22 protein-coding genes and 1 pseudogene are annotated in these 22603 nt (G+C 34.9%); 3 read left to right on the top strand and 20 right to left on the bottom strand.

Features of this window, described 5'->3' with window-relative positions:
• Window positions 1-288 precede the first annotated feature (288 nt).
• Window positions 289-962: pseudogene (locus HF197_RS07605) on the top strand (transposase); the annotation flags it as partial.
• 439 nt (window positions 963-1401) lie between these two features.
• Here the strand turns inward: HF197_RS07605 and HF197_RS07105 are convergent.
• From HF197_RS07105 to HF197_RS07090, 4 genes are all read right to left on the bottom strand, one after another.
• Window positions 1402-2286 (bottom strand): arsenite methyltransferase, encoded by an 885-nt coding sequence (locus HF197_RS07105; protein WP_168464815.1) that lies wholly within the window; start codon window positions 2284-2286, stop codon window positions 1402-1404.
• Between the two features lie 382 nt (window positions 2287-2668).
• A complete protein-coding gene (locus tag HF197_RS07100; protein ID WP_218938895.1) occupies window positions 2669-2989 on the bottom strand; it encodes a helix-turn-helix domain-containing protein in 321 nt (106 codons plus the stop codon).
• 8 nt (window positions 2990-2997) lie between these two features.
• A complete protein-coding gene (locus HF197_RS07095; RefSeq protein WP_168464813.1) occupies window positions 2998-4344 on the bottom strand; it encodes an IS110 family RNA-guided transposase in 1347 nt (448 codons plus the stop codon).
• Window positions 4345-4421: 77 nt separating this feature from the next.
• Window positions 4422-5771: an IS110 family RNA-guided transposase gene (locus tag HF197_RS07090; protein WP_168464853.1), complete on the bottom strand. Its 1350-nt coding sequence runs from the start codon at window positions 5769-5771 to the stop codon at window positions 4422-4424.
• An 828-nt stretch (window positions 5772-6599) separates the two neighbouring features.
• Between HF197_RS07090 and HF197_RS07085 the strand changes: the two genes are divergently transcribed.
• Together HF197_RS07085 and HF197_RS07080 are read left to right on the top strand one after the other, a co-directional pair.
• The gene (locus HF197_RS07085; RefSeq protein ID WP_168464812.1) at window positions 6600-7280 is read left to right on the top strand and encodes a JAB domain-containing protein; all 681 of its coding nucleotides are present in this window, start codon (window positions 6600-6602) and stop codon (window positions 7278-7280) included.
• 19 nt (window positions 7281-7299) lie between these two features.
• The gene (locus HF197_RS07080; protein WP_168464811.1) at window positions 7300-8205 is read left to right on the top strand and encodes a hypothetical protein; all 906 of its coding nucleotides are present in this window, start codon (window positions 7300-7302) and stop codon (window positions 8203-8205) included.
• Between the two features lie 17 nt (window positions 8206-8222).
• Here the strand turns inward: HF197_RS07080 and HF197_RS07075 are convergent, their stop codons facing one another.
• The 16 genes from HF197_RS07075 to HF197_RS07000 form a co-directional block, all read right to left on the bottom strand.
• Window positions 8223-9155: an Rpn family recombination-promoting nuclease/putative transposase gene (locus HF197_RS07075; protein ID WP_168464810.1), complete on the bottom strand. Its 933-nt coding sequence runs from the start codon at window positions 9153-9155 to the stop codon at window positions 8223-8225.
• Window positions 9139-10776, bottom strand: coding sequence for a group II intron reverse transcriptase/maturase (gene ltrA / locus HF197_RS07070; protein ID WP_168464414.1), 1638 nt, complete (start codon window positions 10774-10776; stop codon window positions 9139-9141). Before ltrA ends, HF197_RS07075 begins: the two co-directional genes overlap by 17 nt.
• A gap of 935 nt (window positions 10777-11711) precedes the next feature.
• Window positions 11712-11993 carry an XRE family transcriptional regulator gene (locus tag HF197_RS07065; protein WP_218938894.1) on the bottom strand — a complete coding sequence of 94 codons (282 nt, stop codon included), beginning with the start codon at window positions 11991-11993 and terminating at the stop codon, window positions 11712-11714.
• 161 nt (window positions 11994-12154) lie between these two features.
• Window positions 12155-14101, bottom strand: a complete 1947-nt coding sequence (gene ligA / locus HF197_RS07060) for an NAD-dependent DNA ligase LigA (protein WP_168464808.1) — start codon at window positions 14099-14101, stop codon at window positions 12155-12157.
• Between the two features lie 15 nt (window positions 14102-14116).
• Entirely contained in the window at window positions 14117-14365 is a 249-nt protein-coding gene (locus tag HF197_RS07055; protein WP_168464807.1) for a helix-turn-helix domain-containing protein, read from the bottom strand.
• Window positions 14359-15147: an ankyrin repeat domain-containing protein gene (locus HF197_RS07050; RefSeq protein ID WP_168464806.1), complete on the bottom strand. Its 789-nt coding sequence runs from the start codon at window positions 15145-15147 to the stop codon at window positions 14359-14361. Before HF197_RS07050 ends, HF197_RS07055 begins: the two co-directional genes overlap by 7 nt.
• 718 nt (window positions 15148-15865) lie before the next feature.
• Window positions 15866-16156 (bottom strand): type II toxin-antitoxin system RelE/ParE family toxin, encoded by a 291-nt coding sequence (locus tag HF197_RS07045; protein WP_168464805.1) that lies wholly within the window; start codon window positions 16154-16156, stop codon window positions 15866-15868.
• A gap of 2 nt (window positions 16157-16158) precedes the next feature.
• The gene (locus HF197_RS07040; RefSeq protein ID WP_168464804.1) at window positions 16159-16377 is read right to left on the bottom strand and encodes a TA system antitoxin ParD family protein; all 219 of its coding nucleotides are present in this window, start codon (window positions 16375-16377) and stop codon (window positions 16159-16161) included.
• Between the two features lie 141 nt (window positions 16378-16518).
• On the bottom strand, window positions 16519-17448 hold the full coding sequence (locus tag HF197_RS07035) for a patatin-like phospholipase family protein (RefSeq protein WP_168464803.1): 930 nt from the start codon (window positions 17446-17448) through the stop codon (window positions 16519-16521).
• 34 nt (window positions 17449-17482) lie between these two features.
• Window positions 17483-17716 (bottom strand): hypothetical protein, encoded by a 234-nt coding sequence (locus HF197_RS07030; protein ID WP_168464802.1) that lies wholly within the window; start codon window positions 17714-17716, stop codon window positions 17483-17485.
• 58 nt (window positions 17717-17774) lie between these two features.
• Window positions 17775-18296, bottom strand: a complete 522-nt coding sequence (locus HF197_RS07025) for an ankyrin repeat domain-containing protein (RefSeq protein ID WP_168464801.1) — start codon at window positions 18294-18296, stop codon at window positions 17775-17777.
• A gap of 60 nt (window positions 18297-18356) precedes the next feature.
• Window positions 18357-19298 (bottom strand): phage late control D family protein, encoded by a 942-nt coding sequence (locus HF197_RS07020; protein ID WP_168464800.1) that lies wholly within the window; start codon window positions 19296-19298, stop codon window positions 18357-18359.
• The gene (locus HF197_RS07015; RefSeq protein WP_168464799.1) at window positions 19299-19514 is read right to left on the bottom strand and encodes a tail protein X; all 216 of its coding nucleotides are present in this window, start codon (window positions 19512-19514) and stop codon (window positions 19299-19301) included.
• Window positions 19511-19867 (bottom strand): phage tail protein, encoded by a 357-nt coding sequence (locus tag HF197_RS07010; protein WP_168464798.1) that lies wholly within the window; start codon window positions 19865-19867, stop codon window positions 19511-19513. Before HF197_RS07010 ends, HF197_RS07015 begins: the two co-directional genes overlap by 4 nt.
• Window positions 19867-22212 carry a phage tail tape measure protein gene (locus HF197_RS07005; protein WP_168464797.1) on the bottom strand — a complete coding sequence of 782 codons (2346 nt, stop codon included), beginning with the start codon at window positions 22210-22212 and terminating at the stop codon, window positions 19867-19869. Before HF197_RS07005 ends, HF197_RS07010 begins: the two co-directional genes overlap by 1 nt.
• 109 nt (window positions 22213-22321) lie before the next feature.
• Entirely contained in the window at window positions 22322-22579 is a 258-nt protein-coding gene (locus tag HF197_RS07000; protein ID WP_168464796.1) for a phage tail assembly protein, read from the bottom strand.
• Between the last annotated feature and the right edge of the window lie 24 nt (window positions 22580-22603).

Genomic DNA, 22603 nt, shown 5'->3' with positions numbered 1-22603 from the left:
ACGAGAAAAACTTGCTCTCACGGGGGTTATGTAAAATGGCTGAAAGTGGCTATGTTCCTTAAGCTTTTATGGTATGAAATGTTAAATTTTAGTACCTACCCTTTTGAGAACTTGAGAAAAAAAATATTGTCAATTTTAATAAAATAGGTGTCAAAGTAAACTTAGTCAATAAAACATTTTTTGCCAGTTCTGCTTTACCAATATTTTTCAAGAGCAAATCACAACTATAAGAGTTTCTGTTGCGTTAAAAAATATTAAGGATTCATGATATGGAGAGTGTGATGCCAGTATAGTTATGATTTAAGGAAAAAAGCAAGAAACTATAGATGAAGGAAGGAAGCAGAGAGGTGCTGGCTGAAAGGCTTAAGATAGGAAAAACAACTTTATATGAGTAGAAAAAAAGACGAGAAGAGACAGGAGGTTTTTGCCAAAAAAGCCATGGAGTATGAGATATAATCATAAAATAACAGACTAAAACGTTTTTACTGAATTTGCAAAAAAAATACGGTGGCAAAACTTAGTCAGAAATGGCAAGTCTCTGGGCAATATTAGTAGATAAACGATTCACCGTACACTTAAAAATATCGGATTCACGTGAAGAAAAGACCTATGGATATAAAGAAAGAAATGAAAAAATAGGAAGAATTTTTGAAGATTAGGGCAACCTAGAAATCTTGTATATGTTGATAAATCTGGCATAGATAATACAAAGGCTGAAGGCTGGGTCAAAAAAGCAGCTGATTAGGATAATTGCAGCGTTAAATAAAAGAAAAATAATTGCTCCGCTAATCTTTATGTAATATGAATATTTTTAATGCTTGAGCTTTTAACTCCAATTTTACGTCTTGGATAAACAGTAGTTCTTGATAATGCTACTTTCCACAAACCTAAAAAAATCAATCCAAAGGAGCAGAAGCTGAAATTCTTTACCTTATTCTCCTGATTTTAATAAAATTGAGCATCGAAATAGCAATACTAGCATAATAAAATCATGTAAAAGCTATGAGGAAGGTAAAGAAAAATAGAAAAAGGAAGTAAAATATTGCCTAAAATCCTACGAAATAGTTGCGTAAAATTATTGACTCCAGGAAAAACTTAAGTAGCTATAAGACAAAGCCAACCACTTTCAAAAATTACAGAGTTTAGTGACTACTCCTTCTTAAATATCTCACTTATCTCAAAATCGTAAATTGTCACAAACACGAATTATTGCTTGAATAGTTCATCAAGAAGGGGAAGTATTCAGTAAGCACATCTTGAACACTTCCTCGTAAAACAATTACTCCTCACTAACCTAGTTGTTTTATTGTATGAAAACACACTATCAAGACCTATGCCAGTAACGTCACTACATAATAAACTAAGATATAATCTTCTAAGTAAGACAAACTTATAAGATTTTTATTTGCATAATCCTCCACAATGTTTAGTAACATCGGTTGAAGAAAGAGCACTAGAAGGTTGCTGTGCAAGATCTATAGCTGGAGACCTAGCTTCTATTACTGCGGAAGCGACATAATTTTCAGCACCACTCTCAGATGTCCATTTCTCAATAAACGTACGGCTTGCTTCTTTTACTTGAATATTTATATCTTTAAGGCCCGCATCTACTAATGCTTGTTTAAGTTCACCAACTGACATTGCGCCTGCTATACAACCTGCATATAGTGCTAAGTCCTTTTTAATTGCTTCTGGTAGAGGGTTAGTAGCAACTATATCTGATACAGATAAACGTCCACCTGGTTTTAATACTCTAGCAATCTCTTTGAAAACTTGCGGTTTATTAGTAGATAAGTTGATAACGCAGTTAGAGATTACCACATCAACACTAGCATCAGCAACAGGTAAGGCCTCTATCTCACCTAACCGAAATTCTACATGAGAGTAACCACCTTTCTCAGCATTAAGACGAGACTTACTAATCATGGATGGAGTCATATCTACACCAATAACACGACCTGTAGAGCCAACTCTTTTAGCAGCCAAAAAGCAGTCAAAACCACCACCACTTCCAAGATCAAGAACTACTTCACCTGATTTTAAACTAGCAATTGCTACAGGGTTACCACATCCTAACCCCATGTTAGCACCTGTAGGAACGCTTTTAGCTTCTTCTTCTGAATATCCTAGTTCACGAGAATACTCAATATCAGTTTCAGAAGGTGCTCCACAACAACTCATAGTATTACCACAATCTTTGCCAGCAGTATTTGTTTCCGCAACTTTACCGTAAGTTTCACGTACAGCTTCTTTTATTTTAATATCTTCTTCTGCATTTGTTAACATAATACACTCCTATAATATAAGTGAAAAACTTTACTATAAGCTAGATGTTTTGTATAAACACCATGCTTATGTTAGCATAGGATATCCAGATCTATTTATTAAGCAACATCTTTTTAAAGAAATATATTGACCTTATCAAAAAAAAGTGAAGAGAAGGTCATTTTTATAAATAGGTTTTTAAAAGAGGTATAATAATATGTATAATGGAAGAAAGTACACACAAGAATTCAAACTAGAAGATGTAAAATTATTCAAAGATACAAGGACTTGCTCTCTATTATTAGATTAGCTTTATTTTGTACCCCAAAAGAATCAGAAAATTTACTAGGAGCTTTATTGAAAAATGAGTAACTTTTAGCCTTTTGATATTAGATACTTTCGCTTAATCAATTTTTAGTGTTTCTCCTGCCTTTTTCTGTGTCCAGCCGTTTTTGGTAATAATGTCAGTTATTAAGCACATCAATGCTATTTTTGTTTTCAAAATACTAGGTTGTGCTTCTATAGCAAATTGTAGTTCGTTATCTATTACCAACTTTATACTATAATTCAACCTTAGCAAAAAAAGTAAAATTTGGTTTAAAGAAAAGACGTGAGTTTTTAGGTGTTTTATTTTAGAAATCATAGGCTGGTTTATTTTTAGAATTTGAGCACCTTGTTCTTGGCACCAAAGATTTTTACTTATTATTGTATTAATTATTTGCAACAATTCTTCTAAGAAACTCCCTCAACTAATTCATCGTTTTTTACCAAAACATAACCAAGTTCTCTAGCCCTTTTTCCTAGGTTTTTCAATGCTTTTTCCTTGTATAGTTTGTTATAATAATCTATGCCTCTTTCCACATATTCTTGTCCATACTTCAGCATACTATAAAAGATACATGCTATTTTCCTTGCTGTAGCAGTAATTGCTTTTGGGGCTCCTAGTTGCGTTTTTAATCTTCTGCAATACGCACCCATTCCACTGTTGCTTTTTGATACACAGTGAGCAGCCATTCTAAAAGCATCTGCAGCACGATTCGTAACCTTACGAGTTCTTGTGCTAAATACTTTTTCTCCTGTAATTTTATTAGAGGGGCTTAGCCCTAACCAGGAAGAGAAGTGCTTTTCTGTTGGCCATTTATTGTGGTTTATACCAGTCTCTGAAATTATAGTCTGTATGCTCAATACATCAAGCCCTGGAACTTTAGTGAAGTCCGTACCTGTTATTCTATGCAGTTCTTCATGCACAGCAAAATTTGGCCTATGTTTTGTAGACCTATTCTTTATTTTATTACATAACTCTTTTTCACCAGACTTTGTCTCAAATGTTTTATAATGTTCTTCAATACTTCTATCACATTCTACTATTTTTTCCTGATAAATATTGTATAGTTCAAATTCTTGCTTTAATGTAAATAGGTGTTCTCCTCTGTAATCTCCTGCGAGTGCTTTGGCAATAGTTGATTTATCATTCTTTATATTCGAACATCTGAATTCAGCTAGTTTTTCAGGGTTCCTTTCACCTTCTATTATTGCTTTAATAATTTGCATTCCAGTAACACCGGTAATATCACTTATAACTTTATGTAATTGGATATTCATTTGTATTAATGCCTTTTGCATACGCAAAGTATGTGTAGATGAACTTTCAATTAGATTTTTACGTTGTCTTACATAACTACGTAATACGCACATTTGATCATCTGGTCTAAATGATCCTTGGAGCAACCCATAGCTGTGTAGTTGTTGAAGCCATTGGCAATCCTGGACATCTGATTTCCTTCCAGGTACATTTTTTACATGTCTTGCATTTACCAGTTTTACTTCGAACCCATATAATTCAAGTATTTGAAACAAAGGAATCCAGTACACTCCTGTTGATTCCATGGCTATTGTAGTAACTTCGCACTTCTTTAACCACTTTGCTATGTTATGAAGATCTTCTGTAAAGCACCCGAATTTTTGAACACTGTGCTTATCCCTTCCTTCAGGTACACATATATAATGCACAGATGAGCCAACGTCTATTCCTGCTGCATCAGGATTCATTATCTCTAATTTTCTTTTTACTTTTGCCATTTTGGAACCTCCATTCTATAATAATTTGTAGTTGAGAAGCGCTTCAGCTTGGGACAGTTAGATTATACAATCTTCTCCTAAGAAACTCCCTCAATTAGTTCTTCTTGTTGAATCAAGATATAACCAAGTTCCCGTGCCTTCTTGACCAAGTTTTTTACAACTCTCTCTTTATAACATGTTTCATAATATTCCATCCCTTTTTCCACATACTCCTGCCCGTATTTCAACATTTGATAAAAGATACATGCTAATTTTCTTGCCGTCGCAGTAATTGCTTTTATTGGTCCTAGTCGTTTTTTTAATTTCCTACAATACGCACCTAATGCACTCTTACTACCTCCCACAGAATAAGCAGCCATTCTAAAAGCATTTGTAGCGCGGTTAATAACTTTACGAGTTTTTGTTCCTAATACTTTTTCCCCTGTAATCTTATTACCAGGGCTGAGTCCCAACCATGAGGTAAAATGCTTTTCTGATCGCCATTTACTATGATCAATACCAACCTCTGAAATAATAGTTTGCACAGTTAACACATCAAATCCAGGAATTTTGGTAAAATCTGTACCAGTTACCCGATACAATTCTTCACGCAAAGTGAAGTTTGGTCTGCCTCTTCTAGACTTATTTTTTTCCCTACCTAACTCTTTACTTTCATCAGACTTCGTTTCCAATGTTTTATAATAATTTTCTATACTTTTATCACATTCAATTATTTTCTCTTGAAAAAAATTATATGTTTCATATTCTTGCTTTAATACAAACAAATGTTCTTCTCTATAATCGCCTGTTAATGCTTTTGCTATAGTAGCCTTATCATTCTTCATATTCACACTTCTAAATTCAGCTAATTTTTCAGGATTCCTTTCACCTTCTACTATTGCTTTAATAATTTGCATTCCTGTAACACCAGTAATATCGCTTATAACTTTATGTAATTGGATATTCATTTGTATTAATGCCTTTTGCATACGATTGATATGTGTAGATGCATTTTCAATTAGGTTTTTACGTTGCCGAACATAACCACGTAATACACACATTTGATCATCTGGCCTAAATGATCCTTGAATCAATCCATAACTATGTAGCTGTTGAAGCCATTGGCAATCCTGGACATCTGACTTTCTTCCTGGCACATTTTTTACATGTCTTGCATTTGCCAGCTTTACCTCAAGTCCATATGTTTCAAGTACTTGGAACAAAGGAATCCAGTACACTCCTGTTGATTCCATAGCTATTGTAGTAACTTTGCACTTCTTTAACCACTTTGCTATATTATGAAGGTCTTCTGTAAAGCAGCTAAATTTTTGTATACGTTGCTCATCTCTTCCCTCTGGCACACATACATAATGTACAGCTGAACCAATGTCTATTCCTGCTGCGTTAGGGTTCATTACTTCTAATTTACTTTTTTTTGCTTTTTTCATGGCTTTTTTCATGATAGCTCCTATAATTTATAATAAGTAAAGCGCTTCAGCTTGGGGCGGTTGATAATACAATCTCCTAACCGAGGTAGTCTAAAAGACTCCATCAATGATCTGACCGTTCCTCCAAAACCACGCTAAACGACGGGCACTTATGGCACCAGTGAAGATTACGGTTATAACTGCAGAAGCGCTTCCTATAATTATACTTAAAAACTACTAAAAACTTAAATTGGGAGTTTTTTCCTGATTTGACAGATTTTTCTGTTCGGTGCTAAGCGGGGTAGTCATAATTAGGCTCCACCAATGATTTGACCGTTCCACCCAAAACCATGCTATTTTACGGGCACTTAAGGCACCAGTGAGTTGTTCGGTTATAACTGCAAAAGTGCTTCTCCATAAAATTATATTCAAGAAAGTAGAAAATAGGAGTTTCTTTCTGATTTGACAGATTTTTCTGTTCGGGCTATTTTCACCTTTTCAATATTGTTAAATTGTATAGTTTGTGAAAAATGTGTTTCGTTAGTAATATAGTTATTCATTATATTAACCCACAAAAAAGCTTATATAACCATTTTATACTAACCTATTGCACTAGGTCAATTTAATTATTCTATTATTGATTGCATTAAATTGTATTTTAACGCATTTATCCTTAATATAATTGCTAAAAGATTAATTATATCTACTATTTTTATTAACAAATAAAACTATAAAAAATTTCAAAAAAAGACTTGATCTTTTGGAAAATTGATGGCCCTATGGCACGACTTGCAAAAAATGCAGGTCAATAATTGAAATTTTTTAGTAGCTAATTAATAGGTAATTTTTATGAATAATAGTGAAAACGCAAACAATAGAAAAAAAGAACTAGAAACAAGAGTACTATCAAGCAAAGGCCGGTCATCATTACTTGATCTTGAATTGGTTGAGCTTATTTTATACTCTTCATTCAATAAAGGGGAAAGCAGGGAAATTGCAGAAAAATTATTAGAGCTGTTCAAAAGCGTTGGTAAGGTGATTAGCGCTGACTTTCATGAACTGAAAAGTGTAACTGGCATGAATAATTCGGCAGTTGCAAGTATTATGTGTGTGAGAGAAACAATTGAGAGAATGCTCAGAAAAGACCTGGAAGAACTGCCAATAGTTGAGAATCAGAAAAAATTGATAGAATACTTAAAAATAACAATAGCTCAATCAAATAGAGAAAGTATTCGTGTTATTTATTTTGATAAGAAATCTCGTATCATTGATGAGTATATTCAAGAGGGAACATTAGATAAAGTATCACTTCACCCAAGAGAAATAATGAAAAGAGGCTTATTAGTAGAAGCAAGCGCAATGGTTATAGCTCACAATCACCCTGGAGGAGAGGCAAAACCTTCACAGCATGATAAAAGTTTGACTAAAATATTAGGACTTGCATGTAGCAGCATGGAAATAGAACTAATAGACCATATAATTGTGACAGAAAAAAATTACTTTAGCTTTGCTGAAAATCAGTTATTGTAGTGGGATTTAAGGATTAATTATGAACCTACTATTGCAAACACCTCTAGAGGTGAAAAAACACTGTGAAAGCTTAGATAATAAGGGAAAACAAGAGCTGTATCAGCAGGTACTGGAGGATGCACAAGATGCAACTGAAAGCAATGATATTGATCGGCTGAAAAAGCTAAGTGAGGTTGCAGTTGCAATAGAAGAAGTAAGTGAAAGGGAATTGCTTAAACCCTATGATGATGAAAATTCACTGAGGGAAGCAAATATTGTAGTAGAGAGCGGTGGGTTAACCAACTATCTGTTTAGTCTTGGTGACTCATCAAAGCTCTACGATTTAAGAGAAAATAAAGGGGAAGCACTTTACCAAGCAGTCAAATCGAATGATGTTGAGTTAGTGAAGCATTTATTGACAATTTTGCTGCCTGAAGAAATAAGCAAGATGGATTTGAATTATCTAAATGAGGCACTATCCAAAGCTTATGAAGAGCCGAATCTTTCGGAGGATATGAAAAATTACCTTGAAAATAAGATAAGGCTTTACGGCTTTCTGTGTGGATGTAAGCATAATATGGATCCTATAGAATTGTTTGCAAATCGGCCAGAGGCTAATTATGAAATAGATAAGTTTCTGCTTTCTATGATTATGGAAAAAATAGAAGAGGAAGAATTACTCTCTAAAATAAATGGAATGATTGAGCTTCTGAAAAAATATGAAAAATTTAATGAATTAGAGTACAAGGTGAGAAGACTAAAATTAGAACTTGAAAGCGGAAAAAGTAAATATTCAACTGAAGTTATTCAGGATAGCATTAAAGAACGGGAAAAAGAAATGGAGGAAATTGAAGCAAAGTACATTCAGCCAATTGATTTAGTAGATGAAAGAAGTAGGCTAGTGAAACAACTGCTAAGCAGATATGAACGGGCGAAACTCCACTAATTTATACAGCACTTGCGCTAAAGAGTAATCTTCTCTTGTAATTTTTCTATTTCATCAGGGGAAAGGCCGGTAAACTTAGCAATAGTGTTAACATCCACATTATCAGCAAGCATTGTCTTTGCTACTTCAACTTTACCTCGTTCTTCGCCGATTTGGATGCCTCGTTCTTCGCCGATTTGGATGCCTTCTTCTCTACCTTCTTCTCTACCTTCTTTTTTACCTTTTTCAGTAGCATCATCAAGCCGTTGTTCAAGAATAGCCTCTTCTTTTTCGACATTCATATCCCTCTCTTCATATGCTACTAGATCCTTTTCTTTCCATCTGGATTTATCCAATTCATCATACGCTAGCTTTATTATTGGTTCCTGTTCTGCTATTTTTTTTAGATCTTCGTCTGTAGTTTCCGCTGCATACCGAAAGAAGAAACACCAACGTTCTATTGTAGTCTCTAGCTGGTCTACCTTGCTTTTAGGAAACTTAGGCAGTTCAACAAAAACAAACTGAAAGTCTTTTAAGTAGTGTCCATTGGTTTTTATATCACGTATATTATGAGTCGAAATATAATAGACATCTTGAGGAAATAAATTACAATTAGAAATGGCAATGAAGTATACTTTTTGTAAATCAAAGTATTTGCATGATTGCCTAGAGTAAGCTTTAGCAGCATAAAGTTGTGCACGTTTTTCAAAGCCTTTATCTCTAGCAACTTGCATCTCAACTACGAATCTTCTACCAATTGAATCCTTACATAGAATATCAACTATGCTTTGCCTGTCAGAAGCAATTTCAGGGTTCATTATAGTACCGAGGAACTCTACTTCTTGTATTGTATTTTCTTCAGTAAACCCTAGAATGTCATTTAGGAAGTGAATGAGAATTTTTTGGTTTTTCTCAGTACCAAAGATTAGCTTGAACGAGTAAGGATTCAATGGACTAAGATACCTGCCCATTGAACCCTCCTCTAGGAACCGTACGTGAAAGTTTTCCCTCATACGGCTCGAGCCACCTTAAGTCCTTTTGATGAGAACCGGCTACAATTTTCTTCGAACTTTTGGACATATCAAATCCCTTCTTAGAGCTAACGTTAATCATATTACACCATTTCTGCAAAGAGAAAAGTTTTTTTGATTGACGTTCTTTAAAGTAAGCATACCACTCTTTATCATAGGGGTTAGCTACTGCTCTAACTTTCTTATGGCGTCGAATTGATACACTTGTCGCCTGGAAAAGTTCTTTCCATTTGTTTGTATCTTTATCCTTAGTCAAAGCCGCAAAACACCATTTTCTGGTTTCTATGACTTTGAAGTACTTCCTTTTGATCCAGCGTTTACCTTTGTTAGGATGTCTGCGCTTTGACCATTGCCATAAGGCTTTAAAAATCTCATGGTCAACTTTCTCGTAAGCTTTTCTTGCACATATCCCACGATGATAATAGGCCCAACCTCGAATATGAGGTGAGAGGACTTCAATTACCTTTTCTTGGGTTTGTGCACCACTCTTACGAACCAAGCACCGAACGCTTTTCAGTAGCCTGCTTATGCTTTTTACTGAAGGTTTGATGATTAATTTCGTTCTGTACTTACGCGCTGTCTGACCTAGAAAATCAAACCCATGTTTTATATGTGTGATCTTAGTTTTTCCTGCTGATAAGGTTAACCCCCTATAACCTAAGAAAACCTCTACTAGCCGTTTGACTTTAGTTTCAAGAATTTCTTTCGATTTTCCAGTTACTATAAAATCATCGGCATAGCGGATCAGGTGCACACCACTTGCCTTGCGTTTCTTTGTCCCTTTCTTACCAAAGTGTTTAATGAAAACATCTTCAAGACCGTCTAGGGTTAGATTAGCAAGTACAGGAGATATAATTCCACCTTGTGGAGTTCCTGCTATTGTGGAATGGAACATTTGTTTCTCTATAAACCCAGATTTTAACCACTTCTTGAGAATACCTTTTTCTATTGGAATTGTACTTTCTAGCCAGTGATGGTCTATTTCATCGAAACATTTCTTAATATCTGCCTCTAAAATCCATTGTGGAGCGTCATGTCTAGCCAAAGTTAGAAAAACCTGGCTTACCGCATCGGCCGCTGAGCGATGTTTTCTAAACCCATATGAGTGTATATCTCCTATTGTTTCTGCAACAGGGTCAAGTCCCATTAGGTATAAGGCTTGCATAGCTCTGTCTTTTATCGTTGGGATACTAAGGGGTCGTTTGCCGCCTGTGGGCTTAGGGATATTAATCCGTTTCAAAGGTTGAGGACTATATCCATGTTGCCTTAGGTTTTTAATTCCCTGAGATTTAGCTGAAGGTGTTTGCCACAACTGACGATCGACACCAGATGTGTATTTTCCTTTATTCGAAGTCACGCGTTTAACTGCTAATGCTTTAGCACTAAAACTACGTGTGAGGAGACGTTGTAAAGCTTTCACTTTATTCCATCTACCATCTTTTGTTGCCTGAACAATACGAGATTGTAGCCTTTTTGTATTTTTCTTGCACCGAGACCAGTTAATCTGGTTCCAGTGCTCGGCAGTACCGAAAGGTGCACTTACAATTTTACCTGTAACCATCTGCTTTCCTCTCTTTAAAGGTTTTACAAACAATCTTGTCCAAGATGACCATTGTGGACGTCAGTTCCCTTTCGAGCCAGGTAACGTTTAAACCTGTATCACATCCATTACAGATGAGCATTCACTTTTTCCACACTCCCAATCCCACATACCCATCAGTCTTTCTCGCGATCAACCTTACTAAGTATCAAGATACCCAGAGATATATGGGGTTTCCGTGTTCCACTTATTAAACAACGTACGGGTTAGGATCGATCTACTACACCGGTAGCTTTCGTGTTTGCGTATCAGATACGTTCAGTCTGACAACCAGCTACATACCTTTTGGTTCAAGCCTGTCAGTGTCTTTGGCTTGTTCGACTTAACGATGCTTATAATCGTTCACTTACATTATCCATACCATACAACCCTAGCACCCGTGCCATATTGACACTCACAGCATTGTCCTCTCTTCGCAGATCAAACTTCTCCTTTTCAGGCGGGCACGTTGTCCTAGACGCTTTGCACAAGACATTACTGTACTTGTACAGCCTAGTAGGGTACGAGTAGCAAAACACTCGGTTTAGTCAGGGTGACCTGCTAAACAATTTAATAAGCGACTTTTCACGTCGCACAAAAGTTAAATCGTTTTTTTGGATCTAAAAATTTAGAAAATGGCATACAAAAAAGCTCCAAAATTATTAACAATAATACATCATTAATGCAAAATATTCAATATTTAAAATATAAGTTTGCTTTTGGTTGTGATTCCCTTAACAATAGTAGCAATGCATTAAACTTAGAGTATTAAGAGTGTTAAGTTTTAGAATGTCTGTCTCATATTAGCTTAGAACGTCGATTTGGGCTCAGGTGGTATAAAACTATACCCTCGTATAAGTGCTTCTATAACTGCCCTTAAAATTGTAATGTATCCAACACATCAATTTTGCATGGTTTTATGTTAAGACAGAAGTCGCTGCAAGCTCAAAATACTCAATTTGCTTTATAGTCTCTTTACTATTAATTGAAATTGTTACCCTGCAATCTAATCTCACTAAAAAAGTTAAAAGTCTCGCTAATGAAAAACTTGCAGCTTTTGACCTTCTAATGCATGAAATGTCCGAGAGAGCTGTCTGTAATATATGTGCTGTTTCTTTACTGCTCCATTTATTATCATCTATTGCTTTATTTATCATTTGTATCAGTGTTTCTTTTGTATGAGCTTTAGTAATATACAATATTTCCATTCATCTTATTATTATTATATTAGAATTCGCATAAGGTTAGCAGAAACTTTATATAAATCTATTATAAATTATTGGAAAAATACCATAAACTATGAGAAAGTTGTGCTAGTAAGAAATATTATAAGAGATATTAATGGCAACCTATAACAGTATCAAACACTGAGGCCTATCATTTCGCACCACTGTTTTTCATTTAAAATCTTAATACCTAATGTAAGTGCTTTTTTGTACTTTGATCCAGGTTTATCTCCAACAACCAACAGGTCAGTACTACGAGATACATCAGAAGCAACTTTTGCACCCAGGGACTCAGCTTGTTTTTTTGCTTCAGCTCTACTCAGGGTTAAAAGTGTACCAGTAAAAACAACCACCTTACCGCTTATAGCTGCACTACGTTTATTGTTATCAACTGGAAGAATTTTGAGATGAGATGCAAGTTCGTTCAACATTTCAATATTATGCTGCTCTGAAAAGAATAGGCTTATCGATTCTGCAATTTTTTCACCTATTCCATCAATATGCAGTAACTCATGGAAGACTTGATTATTTGACAATTTGGCCATTAGGTTTTCGAATGAAACATAGTGATTCGCAAGCAACTTTGCCACATGTTGGCCAACAAATCTAATACCCAGAGAATGTATGAATCTATCAAGACTTATTGTTCTTCTGCTGTTAATAGAGTTTAACAAGTTGGCTATGGATTTTTTACCCCAACCATGATGTTCTTGTAAGTTGAATTGACTCAGTTGCTTTTCTAACGTAAAAATATCTGAAATTTGCTCAATAAGGCCAAGGTTATGGAAAGATTCTACATGCTTATCCGAAAATCCAGTAATATCAAAGGCCTCCTTGGAGACAAAGTGCTTCAATCTTTCAATAAGCTGAGCTTTGCAAGTAACACCTGAACACCTTATAGCTGCTTCTTCATCAACTTTTTCTACTCTACTGCCACATTCAGGGCAAGTTTTAGGGAATACAAATTTAGGTGTATTTGGGAGACGAGAGCTTCTATCTACTTCAACTATATGAGGAATAACATCACCAGCTCTTGCAACTACAACAATGTCTCCCTCTCGTATATCTTTACGTATTATCTCATCATAGTTATGCAGGCTTGCTCTACTGATAAGAACACCACCTACATTTATCGCCTCTAATTCAGCGACTGGAGTGAGCAGACCCGTTCTTCCGACTTGTACGATTATTCTTTTGAGTTTAGTTTTACCGCGTGCTGCAGGAAACTTGTGTGCTATTGCCCATCTAGGAAATGTGTTAGTGCTTCCTAATCTATTATGCAATTCTAAGTTGTTAAGCTTATATACTATGCCATCAATATCATAGTTTAGGTTACAGCGCTTACTATAGATCTTATCGTAGAATTGCAGCATTTCATCTAAATTCTTCGCTAAAAATCGATGTTCGTTAACACAAAAACCCAGCTCTTCTAACCTATTTAACACCTCAAATTGGGTTACTGCTGTTCCACCAATTAAACAATACGCAAAGTACTTCAATGGCCTGCTTGCTGTAACTTCAGGATTTAGTTGCCTTAATGAACCTGCAGCAGCATTTCTAGGATTTGCGAAGTCATTATTTTTGTTTAACTCAATAAAATCACTGTTGCTGATGTATACTTCCCCTCTCACCTCCAGTCTGCCTTTAACACCAGGCAAAACTTTTGGAAAACCTTCTATTGTCATTATGTTACTAGTGATATCCTCACCTTCGCTCCCATTTCCCCTAGTTGCTGCTTGAATGAGAGCACCATCTTCATATACAGCAGAAAACGAGAGGCCATCAATCTTCAATTCACATATGATTTCTAGCTTGCCAATGTTTAGGGATTTTTTTACCCTAGCTAGAAATTCTTCTATATCCTTCTGATTATATGCATTATTAAGCGATAACATTGGCTCAGCGTGCCTTACCTTGGCAAACCTTCTATCTGGATCACACCCAACCTGTGTATCCACCCCTATTTCAGTTGCTCTTTTCTTAAGTTCATCATATTCAGCATCTGTAATTTCAGGATTATTTTCTTGATAGTACAACACGTTATGGTGCTTAATTTTTTGCCTTAATTCTTGATTTGTCATAACATTACCCCCACATTAATTCAAATTAGTTTTTCTCACTACAATTTCCACTTCATAACCCAATAGAGATAAGAACATGAAAATCTTTTCTAGGCTTAGTCCTTTTGTTCTCAAATTTACAATTGCAGACATTTTTGGTTGATCGGTCTCGAGCACTTTCGCAGCCTCTTTCTGGGTCAAACCATTTTCCCTAATTGCACTTTTAACAATGCTCAACAACTCCTTTTTGACATTATCGTCATTTGCTCTTATTTTCTTTACCATAACTTCCCCCGCTTTAATTCAGCTCCATATTCCATAAGTAATTCAACAATCTTTTTGCTATTATTAGCCTTAGCCATCTCTAATGCTGTATGTCCTGAAGTTTCTAGATGAACGTTTGCCCCATGTTTCAACAAAATTGTGGTAATTGCGATATTTTTTCTCATTACAGCTATATGCAGAGGTGTACAGTCATACTTATCAGTTGCGTTTACATATGCACCATTTTTTAAAAGTACACTTACCGCTGTTTCATAATCACAATCGACTGCTGCATGTAGAGGTGTATTACAATTATTATCGATAACATGAACACTACCACCACGTCTAAGAAGCATTTTTACCATTTCATCGCTCTTAGCCTTTATAGCTAGATACAAAGGAGTACACCCATCTACATCTTCAAGGTTAGGATTTGCCTTATTTTCAAGAAGAATTTCAGCTATTCTTTCTAAACCTCGTTTTACAGAGTAATGCAATGGTGTAGAGCCTTTATTACTCATAGCATTAATGTTTGCACCACTAATCAGCAGAAGTTTGACAACATCCTTATGGCCATTTCTAGCAGCACAATGTAAAGCAGTATTACGATTAACACCACGCGCGTTTACATCTGCAAAATTTTCAATAAAGAATTGCAACATGTCTTTATAACCATGTTTAGCAGCAAGACGAAGGAGAAAAGCTCCTAACCAACTAGTGGTGAATAGATAGAGGTAAGGCTTAAATTTTCTACACCTATCAATTTTATTATGTATTAGGCTCAAAGACCTGCCGATATTCACATCAACCTCACAAAAAATGTGTCACTTCCAAAAATTTGGTCTCTTCAACAACAGGCAAAAATGATATGTTTACTTGTTGCTATTTTTAGTATATTCCATTTTTACACTAGGTGCAAGCTATTTTTACAACTAATGATTGCGTAATTAATTAAATATTAAGCTATATGAAGATATTATAATATATATCTAATACGTTAAGATTAGGTATGTAAGTTCATTTTCTTAATATTGCAACTAAGATGTTAGGTTTTGAATAGGAATAGTGAGGTATTTAATAATCATAAAATGGATAAAAAAATAACTCAAGCTATCATGCTACAAAATATCTTTGTTATGGAATTAAATGAGCTTCTTACTGGAGACATTTCGGTTATGAAGAAATAAAAAGCAAGAAGTTGGCCCACTTTTTTAATGCATTCGTCTTTCAAGCTTTTTAAGAAAAAGGGCAGCTACTATTTAATAGGTGAGTAATAGGCTACTTAAAACATGAGAAATTCCAAGGAGTCAATGTTTTTGTATGCATATTGTAAGCCAAGAGCGATTCTACTCATTGATAACCAGGCAACAAATTTAATCAGCTTAATAATTGTGGAAAGTGATGATTGGAATTTTTGCAGTTAATGCAGGAAATATAGACGAGGCAACTAGCTATCTCATTATAAAGATTTAGTTTTTAGAATGTACCTACTGAATTATAATTGTATGTTTTTTTATAGAGCTAAGTGATATCTTTAATTTGCTTCTTCAAGTCTCTATAAAAATTTTCATGTGGGGCAAGTGCAAAAAGTGTTAATTCATTATTTTGCTCATTATAAAGGTAAGCAAGTAAAATTAATTGATTAAAAATAAAGAACTTATATACATAAATACCAGCAAGATCACCTACTTTTTGCTCTCCGATATATGGGTGATTTTGAATTTGTTTTATAGCTTCTTCAAGCTTAGGTAATTGATTACTATGCAATTTCTTCATTGACCGTTTAAAAGCATTAGTTATAAGAACTTTCACAGCTAAATAGGTTTATATTCCTCAACATTCCCTGCTTTGACATCTTCAAGACCTAATAAAATTTCTTTAATTATACTGTAGCTTAACTCAGGATTTTCTTCAACAACCTTACCAACCTTAGCCCAATATTCAATTTGCTGTTGCACAGAGCGACTCTGTAAAGTAGAGTGAGATTGTGCTGACTTAACTAACTCTTCATCGAGATTTACTGCAATACTCATATATAATATCCATATCCTAAATTAACTTTATTATACCATATATTAAAAACTTTTTCAATTAAAAAAGAAATTCTTATGGTAATGACACTTCTAAATCCAAAAAACGTATAATAGTAAACTTTATCAATTTGGGAAAGCTTGCTATTTAGAGAGAAAATATGTACAGAATTTATCAATTACTTCGTGATTACATTTAATCATAGCTTGAGCTTCATTTCGTAGGCGTTTTATATTTTTATGTGTAGCATTGTCCATTTCAACAGATGCGATTGTGAGTTGTGATTGAATCCTTATATAGTTGTTTTCAATAATCTGACTTAATTGATAGTTAACACAGTCAAGTCCAGAGGCAAACATCACGTTTATTAAAGGTTTTATCCATCCTATTTTTCCTAATTTTTTTGAATTATTTATGTTGCTATTTAATCTACCACTGCCAATGGACAGAAGTACTATATCGTCATTTGGAAATAGTCTTTTTGCACTTGCATATGCACATGCCGCAGGGTTATTTGAAAAAACTCCTCCATCAATTAAGATTCTTTCTACCTCATTAATTTTTAGATATTTTGGAGCAAAGTAAGTAGGAGCGGCAGTTGTTGCTCTTAATGCGTCCTTTAATTTAATGAATTTTCTATCTTCTTTCCAATTCTTAAAAAAGAAAGGACAGTTGTTACGAATATCGTAGCTAGTGAGTAATAAGTTGTTTGAAGCGTCTGCAAGAGTGGCGTCACCAAAATACTTGTGTAGTATGTTCTCTATATTTTGATATGGATACTGAGCACCGTTTAACCATGAAAATATTGACCTTCTTAAAAATGAAGATTTAAAAATGTAAGGTCCGTACTCTTTATAAAGATCAACTAAATCACTTGCTGAGTATTGAGGGTTTCCTGTATTATCCTTTTTACAGAGCCCTGCAACAACTATTCCACCTGTGGAAGTACCAGCCATTAAGTCAAAAATTTCTGAAATAGGCTTTCCTGTTCTTTGCTCTATTTCTGCAAGAATAATGGCAGGAATGATCCCTCTAATGCCACCTCCGTCAACAGATAAAATGTATTTTGTCATTCACAAAAATAGTTTTGAATTAAGTTGTTACCTATTATTTTGGCCTGAAAAGTTGATTTTCAAGTTCATCAATTTCTTCGGTGAGGTTCTTTACTCTCTCTTCCAGGCGATAGACTATTTCTTTTAATCTACTATTCTGTTCTATAAGCTTGTCATGCATATGCACACGCAAATCAAGCTTGGCAAGCCACCAGATTGCTGCTACTGTTTGTAGTGTTATTGTAATAATTACTGTAATTGGGATTTTCCCTGTGTTTTGGTTTTTCATGTCTGGTAAAGTTTGAAGCTTTATGGTTAAGTATTTTATATTTTTCTAAAAATAGTTACTAATTGGCTTGGAACTTGTCTTCCGCGTTTGCAAGTAGCTTTATTATTTCGTCATACGGCTTATCCTTATTGTGCCGCGATCTTAGTACAGCTACGTCTCTAGGATTTTTTCCATCTTTACTTCTAATTTTAGGATTTGCACCCTTTTCTAATAAAAAACTAATTATTTCCAAATTTCCTTTATATGCAGCAGAATGTAATGCTGTCCACCTTTCATATTTTGCAGCATTTATATCTGCTCCTTCCTTTGTTAAAAATTTAACAACCTCTAAGCATCCTGCTCCCGATGCATAATGTAGCGCTGTTAATTCTGGAATTCGTGCATTAACATCTAAGAGATTTTTCACTGAAAATTCTATAACTGCCAGGTTACAGCTCTTAGAAGCAACCTTTAGTACCTCTTCATAATTACTGGTAGCTCTGCTTTTCATCCAGTAGTAGGTGATAATAACACATATTACTGCTACTATAAACCACCAGAAATGTAGCTTATCTTTTGTATTCTGATCTAACTTGTTCATGTGTGACATTTTTTCCAATATTAAATAGATAATTCACTTAATTTTCTCCTAACATCGCTTTCATTTACTTATGGAAGCAGATAATGTGGTGCGATAACCAGAACCATCTAACACATGCTCTGCTCTGTCAATTACCCATTCACCATCTATGTCTTGATGAAATCCTAGTAAACTGAGTTTAGCCTCTGCAAGTAACTCTGGATTACCAGGCATAGTAATATCTAATGTTGCATTATTTCGCTTTAGTTGTTTAAGCTTTGCTGTAGCTGCACTTAGCGCTGATTCTGCATTTGAGTAAGGTGTCTGTATAGTATAACTTGGGCTACCAGAGCCTGCTGTTTCTGATGTTGTTTTTCCACTGTCATAACTATGCCATTTCGCAATCACTGAGTTATATCTACTAACGGTAAAGTGTACTTTCCAATTTATTACGTCTTGAGGTGTAATTGTTGTTGTCCCCAGCACTTTTCCTGTTGCTAACTTTGCTTTACCTTTTGGAACAAATACTATATACCCGCCAGCTAGCTTTGCTATTGCTTCACGTTCTATTGCTATTTTTGTGAGCAAGCTAATATCACTTTCTTCAATTTGATTAATATGTGAAATTAGCACATTTTCAAATTCTTCTGCAACTTTATATCCATATCCATGTTTTTCTGCTATTTCTTTCACTAAGTTACCCAAAGTAATTTGATCCCATGATTTAGATACTGTCTCTTTTAGCGATAATTTTAAATTTGTTGCATGGGCTTTGATTAGAAGGGTTTTAGGCGGGCTCTGTATTGTAACCTCATTAATTGTATATATGCCCATATGTACTACTCCTCTTTCCCTGTAACCCAAGGAAATATTTAATTCATCAGGAATCTTTACACTTTCATCTTTATAATCCACACATATCTCAACTATGTCATCTATAGTCCCTGATTCGTCAGTAAGACGTAATGATATTAGATTGTTCTTTATTTGTTCGCTTCCTTCGATGTAAAAGTCTGGTTTCATTTATTTGTCCCAAATTTTCAAAGTTGATTTTTTTAATGGTTGTTGAACTTCAGGCAATTTAATCTTCAATCCCGCTGGCAAAAAGCTACCATATTCAGCAAGCCCTGTATTGATTTCTAGCACTAATTCTACTATTCCTCCCTCAGTTGAGCCATAATGTTTCCAGCAAATAAAGTCCAGCATTTCATTTTCTTTTGTAGTGTAGTACGTCGTCATGAATACCTTTTCAAACTCACACTAAATTCAACTTTTTTTGGTAGTCCATTGGGAAAAAAATACATCTGCTTTTCTTCTAATCGTGTAATCACAAATTGCCCCAAAACATTGCCTGAACTATCCACTAAAGTATGTTTTTCCTGATCTTTTTCCACTTCTTTCATATTCTTTAGTTGGTTTTGTCCATTAAAATTATGAAGGTAAATAGTACCCTCTAAGTCTACATTTTCCACTCCTTGACCAATGTTTTGAAGCGATGGGATTTTACCTATACATTCAATAACACTCCAACGGTTTTCTTTGTTATATTTTAAGCTTGTTGGAGTAAATTTATATGGACCAAACGATAACATTAGCAGAAGGTTTCCGGAGCATCAAAAAGTACATCACGTGACTTCTCTCTTATTCTTTTTATCACTTCATCAGCAAGACTACGAATGTCCTGATTTGGTGCTGTTTGTACACTTATGTTGAAATAATTGTGTTGAGTTTGATTGAAAGTTTTATTCTCACATTTGTTTTTAAAATACTCCCTTGGTTCCTTATCTTTTTCTTCATTTCCTACAGTCTTTTTATGTTCTTCAATAGAATGTTTTATTTTAAACCCTTCAACGTTATTCCAGCTATTTTGAGAAATTTCTTTCAGCACACTATTACTTAATAAAGGGTTTCCGTTATTCAACACGCTATTTTGAGAGAGGGCACTGACAACTTTTCCATCGGTGAGTGGAACAACACTTTTCTCTAATTCTTTTATTGGGCTATTTTCAGAAACCCCGCCAAATATACTACTAACTGTACTTCCAAGCCATGAGAAAGCTTCACCGATTGGTTTTATTATCGATTTTATATATTCCCAAAGACCAGCAAAGAAGTCTTTCACTTTTTCCCAATTACTAATTACGAGAATTGCACCGGTTGCAAGTAAAGCAACAACAGCTCCTATGGGATTACTGATCATTGCTGCTGTTAATACTCTGAAGCCTGTAACTACCGCAGGAATCACATATGATGATAATGCCACTAGTGCTGATCCAAGCGGTCCATGCAAAATAACTGATAAAGTTGCAGCTCCACCTTTAACAAGAGCAATTGCATAACCAAAACTCACCATCGCAATCTTACCAAGAATCAAAAGTGAAATTATGCTCATGATTCCAGTAGTAATAATTGGACACTTCTCTGCAAACCAAGCTATACCTGTGGATACAGACCTCAAAACTTCACTTATCCAATTTAAAGGAGGTAGCATTACTGAGCCTAAGTTCATTCCTAGCTCTGCTATTGTATTTCTTAGTAGCCGTAAGTTATTGGCTGTCGTCTTTGCGCGATTTTCGAATTCTTTCTCCATAGATTTTTTATACTTTTCTTTGTCAGCTAAATGAGTTATGGCTTCTTTATATTTTTTTAAGCTTCCCACCAGCAGTGCAATATCATCTTGGTATTCTTGGCCAAATAGCTTCATAAGAATTTTAGAGCGTTCTTGGTTATCTACTTTTTCCAATGTTTCAAAAAAGTAAAGTAATGCTTCTTGGCCATTTTCACCAATTCTTTGTGCCATTTCTTCTGCAGTTATACCTATGTCCTCTAGTGCTGCTTTAAACTCTTGTCCTTGCCCTTCAGCAGTCTGAAGTTTTGAAAGTAGAGCGTTTATCGCAGTTGCTGCTTTTGCTGGTTGTTTACCCAAACTAATGAAAGCATTTACTAAGCTGCTTGTTTCTTCAAATTTTAATCCAAATTGCTTTGCAGTACCACCAACTATGCCTAATGCTTGTACCATATCTCTCGCTTTAGCAGCAGTGTTATCTGACAGGTGGTTAATCACATTACCAACATGTTCCATTTCACTAACTTTAATATCGTAAACATTAGCAAGTTTGGCTATAGAATCACCTGCTTGTTCTGCAGACATATCAAAAGCAGTTGACATTTTTGCCACTGTTTCTGTAAATTTAAAAAGGTCACCTTTTGGAATACCAAGTTGCCCTCCACTTGCAGCTATTTGAGCTAATTCTGTTGCAGATAGCGGTATAGTACGCGACATTTCCTTTAACTTTTGTGCAAATTCATCAGCTTCTTTTGTTTCTTTATTAAATTCTACCACTTTCTTCACATCAGCCATGGCACTCTCAAAGTCAATAGCAACCTTAATCGGAGATGCGAGTGCTAATCCTAGCCCCACAGTTTCTATTATTTGTGATCTAAAGTGAGCTCTATTTGCTGAAGCTTTTTGTTGCTTATGTATTGCAGACCCAAGTCTATTATATTGACTTCTTACCTTGCTGATCGATGCCTCAAGTTTATACTGATCATTTATAAAAGATTTAATAGTTCTACCACTATTCTTTATTTCCTTACTCATTGCATGTAAGGCTTCTCTTTTCTTTAGGAAAGTATTCTTTGTTTTTGCTGCGGAAGCTTTAGCTTTATCAAATGCAACCTTTAATTCTTTACTTGGTTTTTCTGCTGCTTTTATTTTTTGAGCTAAGGTTTTTGCTTGTCTATCAAAATCTTTCCAGGAGTGCTTGCTAGCCAAAACATCGCGACCTAATTGCCTGAATCCAGTTACTGACTTCAACGATGAATTAAGCTGCTTTATATTACCACCAAGACGAGAAAGTTGCCCGCTACTTCCTTTTATTACAGCATTAAAACTACCATCTAAAACTGCTCCTATCTTTATAGATAACGTTGACATTTCACTTTCCTCGCTGTTTCATGCCATAAGATAAATTCACTAATTTCCATTTCAAGCAATGGCTCAATTCCCCCACCTACAAGAGAACTGAGCTCCATTACTTCTAATCTCAAGTTTTTTGGATAACTGGTGAAAAAAAATCCTTTAATACCTCCTGTACTTTAGCATAATCGGCAATATCCAATTCTTCGACTGCTTCTTTCGTGACAGATGTTAAATTTGCAGTTAATGCCACTTCCTTACTCAGATCACTACCACTAATACGTTCCATTGCTAAATAATCTCTAACTTTTGGGCGTCTAATAGTAAGTTCTGAAACAGAAATTCCATCAACTGTGATAGGGTTGTTTAGTGTTATTGTTTGCATAAGTTTTTTCTCCTAAAAAAAATA

The organism is Wolbachia endosymbiont of Ctenocephalides felis wCfeT (genome assembly GCF_012277295.1).
Classification (GTDB): domain Bacteria; phylum Pseudomonadota; class Alphaproteobacteria; order Rickettsiales; family Anaplasmataceae; genus Wolbachia.
Note: the sequence above shows the minus strand (reverse complement) of the source record. Positions and strands in the feature narration are given on the sequence as shown.